9 protein-coding genes and 1 pseudogene are annotated in these 6,522 nt (G+C 57.6%); 4 read left to right on the top strand and 6 right to left on the bottom strand.

Annotated elements, in window-relative coordinates:
- Both IAG25_RS41205 and IAG25_RS24260 read left to right on the top strand, forming a co-directional pair.
- Window positions 1-244: hypothetical protein (locus tag IAG25_RS41205; protein WP_222946613.1), on the top strand; the 244-nt coding region annotated here is incomplete at its 5' end.
- Window positions 189-440 carry a hypothetical protein gene (locus tag IAG25_RS24260; protein ID WP_187607101.1) on the top strand — a complete coding sequence of 84 codons (252 nt, stop codon included), beginning with the start codon at window positions 189-191 and terminating at the stop codon, window positions 438-440. The genes IAG25_RS41205 and IAG25_RS24260, both read left to right, overlap by 56 nt.
- Window positions 441-602: 162 nt before the next feature.
- Here IAG25_RS24260 and IAG25_RS24255 read toward each other — a convergent pair.
- Window positions 603-758, bottom strand: a pseudogene (locus IAG25_RS24255) (phosphate acyltransferase); the annotation flags it as partial.
- On the opposite strand from IAG25_RS24255, the gene IAG25_RS24250 reads away from it, so the two are divergent.
- Together IAG25_RS24250 and IAG25_RS24245 are read left to right on the top strand one after the other, a co-directional pair.
- Window positions 742-2,022, top strand: coding sequence for a site-specific integrase (locus IAG25_RS24250; protein ID WP_187607100.1), 1,281 nt, complete (start codon window positions 742-744; stop codon window positions 2,020-2,022). The pseudogene IAG25_RS24255 and the gene IAG25_RS24250 overlap by 17 nt on opposite strands.
- Before the next feature lie 260 nt (window positions 2,023-2,282).
- Window positions 2,283-2,675, top strand: coding sequence for a hypothetical protein (locus IAG25_RS24245; RefSeq protein WP_187607099.1), 393 nt, complete (start codon window positions 2,283-2,285; stop codon window positions 2,673-2,675).
- 269 nt (window positions 2,676-2,944) lie between these two features.
- Here IAG25_RS24245 and IAG25_RS42145 read toward each other — a convergent pair whose 3' ends face one another.
- The 5 genes from IAG25_RS42145 to IAG25_RS24220 all read right to left on the bottom strand — a co-directional run bounded on the left by IAG25_RS42145 (window position 2,945) and on the right by IAG25_RS24220 (window position 6,495).
- Window positions 2,945-3,235: a DUF805 domain-containing protein gene (locus tag IAG25_RS42145; protein WP_309243964.1), complete on the bottom strand. Its 291-nt coding sequence runs from the start codon at window positions 3,233-3,235 to the stop codon at window positions 2,945-2,947.
- Between the two features lie 267 nt (window positions 3,236-3,502).
- Window positions 3,503-4,105, bottom strand: a complete 603-nt coding sequence (locus tag IAG25_RS24235; protein WP_187607098.1) for an HAD-IB family hydrolase — start codon at window positions 4,103-4,105, stop codon at window positions 3,503-3,505.
- Complete coding sequence (locus IAG25_RS42265; RefSeq protein WP_255503883.1) at window positions 4,105-5,184, bottom strand: hypothetical protein; 1,080 nt, start codon at window positions 5,182-5,184, stop codon at window positions 4,105-4,107. Before IAG25_RS42265 ends, IAG25_RS24235 begins: the two co-directional genes overlap by 1 nt.
- A 21-nt stretch (window positions 5,185-5,205) precedes the next feature.
- Window positions 5,206-5,847, bottom strand: coding sequence for a TerD family protein (locus tag IAG25_RS24225; RefSeq protein ID WP_187607097.1), 642 nt, complete (start codon window positions 5,845-5,847; stop codon window positions 5,206-5,208).
- A gap of 12 nt (window positions 5,848-5,859) precedes the next feature.
- A complete protein-coding gene (locus tag IAG25_RS24220) occupies window positions 5,860-6,495 on the bottom strand; it encodes a vWA domain-containing protein (protein WP_187607096.1) in 636 nt (211 codons plus the stop codon).
- Window positions 6,496-6,522 lie beyond the last annotated feature (27 nt).

The following is a 6,522-nucleotide window of genomic DNA, read 5'->3' as shown; positions in this document are numbered from 1 at the left end:
TCGACTACCCGGCTTCTTCTCTGAGAACTCTGACAAAGTGGTGTCCATCAAATCGAAAGTGATGGACATCATTGTGCTGCGTACTGAGGTCACCCCCTACAACGGTCGAGACGAGCCGCTTACATTGCAAATACGGCTTCAGAGATTTGCAGCCGAAACGCATAACGCTGCCAACGAAGGAACAGGTCATGACCAGCGCGGAACTGACGGACATCCCCAGCCGAGAACTTGTCCATTTACTTGATTGGATGGTTTGGGAGATGAACCACCGAGGGCGCGATGACGTCCTGATGTGGCGCAAAGAGTTATTGGCCCGGCGCGACGCTGAATCGACAGACGTGACGCGAGCTATCGCCGTTTGCGACGATTACCTGGCGCCGGAGGGCTCGGAGGAAGCTCGGCTCGCCCAAGCGAAGGCGTGGCCCGAGCTCAAATCGTAACGCGGGAGATACGGTGAGGAAGACTGGCGCTGGTTGCCAGCTATCCGCCCCCTCACATCAAAAGCGGCCCCATCGATAGGGTCGCTCTTGTTTCTTGCACCCTTTCTATCCGAACTTACGCCTGCGCTCATCGCGTTGCCCAACCTGTCCTTCGATATTGACTTATGAGCGAGCTGAATATTGGCTCCGGTACGCTCCCGCATCTGCAACAAGGAGTGCCGTCATGTTGACGATTCGTCGCACAGTCGCCGATGCTGTCAGGACATGAACGGGCTTGGCCGCACCAAGCAGAATCGGCCCAATGGCAATGTTGTTGCGCGTCCCGCTTCGTGAAGGTCGTTCAACCGACCAAACATACGCAAATTATTGGGCAACTTTGCTCTGGGGATTCGAGGAGTTCTATAACAATCAAGTGTCAAGGGAAGACTTTGTACAGTTTGTCTACCTGAGCAAGACACAACAGGAGGCCGTCCCTGACTATGCTTGGGTTGACGTTTCTGACCTTCGAGCTATCCATACTCCGCACTCGTGTCGAGCTACCTATGCCACAAACCGCACGGGCTTGCTCGAAATGTCGGACATTGCTCTGCAGTTAGGACACGAAAGTACCGTCGTCACAGCGCACTATGCTGTATCGACATCAGAAATCATAGCCGAAAAGCTAGCATATGCAGACCGCATGATGCTCGCCGACTTCGGCCTAAGCGTGGTTCGTCCCGACAAGCCTGAGTCTGCCCTTCGACAGGGATTCCAGCGCGACCGCGATGCGACTATCAGAGACTTTATGTTTGCGCCGGCTGTCGCACTGTGGAGCATCGACGAGCTCAGCAAGACGAATGGCGGCCTCGACGCGTTACGAAAAATTCCAATGAGCGAGATTGTGTTTCGTGAAACACATATCTGCCCTGTTGGCGAGGCGTGTCCATCCGAGGTCGTCGAAAAGCTTGGCGCCCCGAAGCGGTGCGGCATGTGTCCATTAGCGATGAAGTGCGTAGACCATTTGCCTGGAATCGCTGCCAAGATGAATCAGCTCAAAATGAGAGTTAGGGTTGACATACGGCGCGCAGAAGCTTTGGACGCTCGGGGCGAACCAGAAGCCGTCGTTGACGCGCTATATGAAGCGGCCGAATCGGACGCCAACGAAATTGTCGGCTGGCAATTGAGTCATGACATCCTGTTGCAAATGCGGCGCGGTCAGTCGGGTTCGACCGAGTACCATGTTCAAGCTCCGGAGGTTGTGCAAAAGCACCTAGACTTGGTCACAACGGACCGCAAGATGAGCGAGTTTCTTCTCCAGAGGATTGTTGAAGCTGACGCTTACCCGAGTCTTGCCGACCCAGAAATCCAGCGTATCGCCGACCGATTTCACCGGCTTTTAATGGGCGCGTCTGTTCCGGACGCTGTCGACGACCCGGTTGCCAGCCTAGCTGGATTGATAAGAACGCAGTTGGCGCCACGAGGACTCACGTTGAAAGACTTGGCCAACTACGTAGACCACGCTGAGCAACGCTATGTAGCGACGTTGCCAGTTCTATTTGTGAAGTCTTCCGAGCAGTTTGCGCAAACCGGTTCGGAACTTTAACTATGGTGCAATCAAGTAACAATTTCGCAGCCTACCAGGCTGGTTTGGTAGAGACGCATCTCGCGAGAATCAACGCGGAGTTGAAGGACATCAGCGGGCGCTCGCGACTACAATTCGCAGATTTAGATAGTCTTGTCAAATACATCGCCAAGTTAACCGGGCTTCACCGAACTACACTGAAGCGGAACGCTGTTTATCGCAAAGTCCTTCCGACTTCCTTGCACAGCAGCCGGGTGCTACCTCCTTGGTGGACGTAGACAATGCCGTCACCTGAACTTTTACGGGCGATGGTGGAGGAACAGCGCCTGACCATCGCGAACCTCAATACCCAAATGAATGCCCTAAAGGCACGATTTGCCCAATTGGATTCAAACAGCGGCGCCGCCAATCTGCAGCCAATGGGTCCTTCGACGGTCAGTTATAGCGCGAACGAAGTCGCGTTCCAAGACACCGCGATGGCGCTGTGGCAACTCATCCAACATCTTAATCAGACTGCCGGCGTGGAGAGCATCGTGGTCGATGAAGAGTCCGGTGTCATCATCGACACCGCCATTCCGAATCCGAGCAAGCGACGTGAGATGGCTATTGGCCCAGAGCGAACAAAGTCATTCATGGCATGGTTTGCAGCGAACAAAGAACTGCTCAAACGGTGAAGAACCTAATGCGCACTCCGGTGCACATTATGAGTATTCTACAGACCCATATAGCGTCAGCCCTTCATCCCTTCGAGAAACTTATATGGACCGGGATTGGTTTAGATAATGGTTCGAGTCCCGCCCTGGGCACCAAATCATATTCCGGAAACGCCAGGCCGACCGGCCAGGCTCAGAAGCTTTTCGATGGCGGCGGACTGTCTTTGCTTGTCACGCCAGCCGGATAACGCCATGCGGGCGTTTCTTCCCCAGAGCCGCCGCCAGAAGGCTCAGCCCCGCTTCGGGTCCTGACCGTAGTTGTTGCTGCCCTTCTGGCCGTCTTGCACCAGAAAAAAGAGGTTCACGATAGGCAGAAGCAGCCACCAGCCGCTGCGCCCCGTATCGTGCAGCCGCCGCACGCCTACTGCGATACTGGGAAGAAAAAGGGCGAAGTTGAGAAGCGTGCCCGGCGCGTCGCCCAGAGCCAGCAGCTCTTCGATGAACACGACGAAGAACGTGAAGATGCCCACGAACAACGCGAAGAACCAATACTCTTTGCGTCGCGCGCGACCGCCGAACACGGCGTATTTCTTGAGAGCCGCGAGAAACCAGCCAAAGCCGCTCTTCTCGAATGATACTTCCTTGACGACCTGCGTCGATAACTGCGGCGCGCCGCAATTGGGACAACTCGGCGCGGTCTGGTGAAGCTGCTTCCCGCAGCCAACGCAACTCATCATACTCATCTCACTTCTCCCTCGAATTAGCGTCGCCGCCCGTTATTTGAATTGGATTGCCCACGAGCGACACGCTTTGATCATCGTCCGCCGCGGATAAGCCCCACTTCCTGCCTAGTTGCGGAAGGGCTTGTAGAACCGATGCCTCGCCTGCTGCAACATCTCGGTATCGCCAGCGCTGTCGCCGTATGCATAGACTTCGAAGTCTGCGAGCGGCTTGCCGAGTAACGCTTCGACGCGGGTCACCTTCTCGACCGCGCGGCAATTCAGGCCTTTCATGCGCCCGGTCGCCCGCGCGCCGTCGCATTCGATTTGCGTGCAGAGCAGATCATCGAAACCGAGCCCCTCTGCGATGTGCTCGAGATAAAGATCGAGCGATGCGCTGACCATGATGAGCCGATGCCCGCGCTCCCGATGCCAGCGAATTCGCTCCAGCGCGCCCGGCCGATACCACTTCGTTACATCGATCGCATGGTCGCGTCCGGCCGATTCGAGGCGCGCCCGATCGGCTCCGGTGAAAAGACGGGCGAGCAGGCGCTCCTTGAACCGGTCTCTCGTCGACAGTCCCGAGCAGACCTGAAGCGCCTGCAGGCCGAGCGAAGCGAACGCGAGGTTCACGCGGACCTTCCCGAACGCCTTGAACAGGTATGGCGCGAACGTGTCCCGGGTGGTGATGGTGCCGTCGAAGTCGAACAGCGCGAGGGTCTGCATCGTCATCAGGCTTCGACCATCTGAACGACGGCAAGCCGGCCGCCATCGCCTCGGGCAAGAAGGATCTGCTGGCCATCCTTGATCTCGAGCTTTGCGCCGATCGGGACATCGGCTTCGGCAGTCACGTCTCGAAGACCGGGCAGCCGTTCGTTGACGAGCCACCACTTGTCCCGATGGAACACGAAGTAACCCACGCGTGGCTTCTGATCGTCGCTCAAGCGTTCGTTCGGCACGATGAGACTGTTAGCGTGCCAAAGGAACAGCGATTGGTTGGTCCAGACCATCAGACGATGATTGTCCGGACGAAAATTGCCTTCCTTTCGCGACGAGTACAGGTTCAGAATCGGCAGCTTGCCCTTGAAGGGTGTGTTGCAGAAGGGGCATTTCGGCTTCGTCGAATTGTCGAAGACGTACCACTTCTGTTCGCAAGCGGTGTTCTGACATGGCTGAATCAGATCGACGGTCTTGACCAGTGCGCCTTCCCAGTCGCCCGCGGATGGACGCTTCGACGGATCGTGGAGGCCATCCACGAAGGCCGCCTTGAAGCAATTCGCGAGATAAGGTCCGGTGATCGTGTAGGGAAGCTTCTCGGTATCGGCCCAGGGCAACTCGGTGGGCCTCATGTTCTTCACCCGAATGCGGTTGCTCGCATCGGTCGGATGTTCCACGAACAACGCGCGTTCGCCCATTGTGAGCGACTCGTCGCGCTGTTCATCCTGCATGTCATGCACCTTGCCGCCACGTAGAGGATGACGGTATAGCAGGTACATGTAGATCAGCACGGCGAGCGCGTGCTGGTCCGTCTCGCGTCGTGGCAGGCTGCGTTTCGGATCGTCTTTCGCGAGGTGCGTGGTCTTGACGACTTCAGGCGCGATAAAGTCCTGCGTGCCTACGACGTCGGGTGGATACTCGCGAGCCTCGATGTCGAAGGTGATGATAGAGACGTGAACGCTCTCCAGCGCAAAGGGATCTTGCCGAAGCGCGCCGATCATCGCCTGCATGCCGACATTCACCGAGAGAATGGGCTCGCCGCGCATGGAACCGGACGTGTCGAGAAGGATGTAGACAGGAAGCCGCCTGCTCATGATGTCGCTCGCCGGTTACGCTCAGAGATACTTCTTCAGCCAGGTCACGAACGTGTCGGACTGATCGGGGCTGCCGATCGCATCGAACTTCCAGCCGTTCGTCTCGCGTTTGAGTTCCGCGAACAGCATGGAGCGGCAGTCGCTGAAAGCCGCGCCGCCCGACAGGTCGAAGCGCACCATTTCCTTGCTCTTGCCGTCTTCCGCGCGGATATACGCGTTACGCACCTTGTCGAAGCTCTGCTCGCGCTTCGCGCCTTCATAGATCTGAACGACGAAGACGATCTTTTCGTACACGTCGGGCAGATCATTCAGCTTGACGATGATCTGCTCGTCGTCGCCATTGCCCGAACCCGTGCGATTGTCGCCGGTCAGCCAGATGGTGCCCGTCCTGTGATGCAGGCTGTTGAAGAACACGACATCCCCGCCGACGAGCGTCGGACGGCCTTCCTTCAGCTCGCCCAGATGATGGACCTTGCCGTCTTTCTGGCAAAGGAATGCGACGACATCGAGGTCGTATTCCTCCGCCTTCTTCCCGAACAGACTGGCGAGAATGCCGGTGTTGCTATCGTTGATATCCCAGCCGAGCCCGATGGTGACCATCGACAGATCGTATTCGTTCTTCTTCAGGCTGACGCCCTGGCCTTTCTTTAGAGTGACTGCCATTTGATGATCCCGTTACAGCACCACGTTGACTTCCGGCGGCGGCGGCGGGAGATCGCCGAGACCGCTGACTTCCTTCTGCTGGTCGACCTTCTGGCTTCCCGTCGACACCGACGCCGACACCCACTTGAAGAAGGCTTTGATCGTGCTCGAATCCGCCGTGTCCAGTGCGACAACGACTTCGGTGATTTGCTTGAGGACAGCTGTGTCCGCGCCCTGACCCGCCGCGCACGCGACGATCACGCCCGTGCGAACCTTGCGCAGCTTTTGCAGGCCGCGCGCCCAGTCATCGGTCGGAACGCCGTCGGTCATGATGAAGACGAGCGGCTTCCAGTCGCCCTTGACTTCGGCGGTGGTCTTGTTCACTTCCGCGTCGATACGGGCGGCCAGTAACGCGAGCGCGTCGCCCAGCGCGGTCGTGCCGCTTGCCGCGAGATTCGGCGTCTGGAAAGCGGACAACTCGGTCAGGGGTACGGCCTGGCGCGCCGAGCTATCGAACGTGATCACCGAAAGATGCGCCGTTTCGAGCGCGTACGGATCCTGGCGCAGCGTCGAGACCAGAATCTGCACGCCGTTCTTGAGGGCCTCGATGGGCTCGCCGCTCATGGAACCGGACGTGTCCAGCAGCAGATAGACAGGGAGTCTTCTCATATCTTCCTCGTATTCTTTGATTTTTCG

Origin of the sequence: Caballeronia sp. EK, from assembly GCF_014384845.1 — a bacterium.
GTDB lineage: Bacteria > Pseudomonadota > Gammaproteobacteria > Burkholderiales > Burkholderiaceae > Caballeronia > Caballeronia jiangsuensis.
This window is presented reverse-complemented; position numbering and strand designations above follow the sequence as displayed.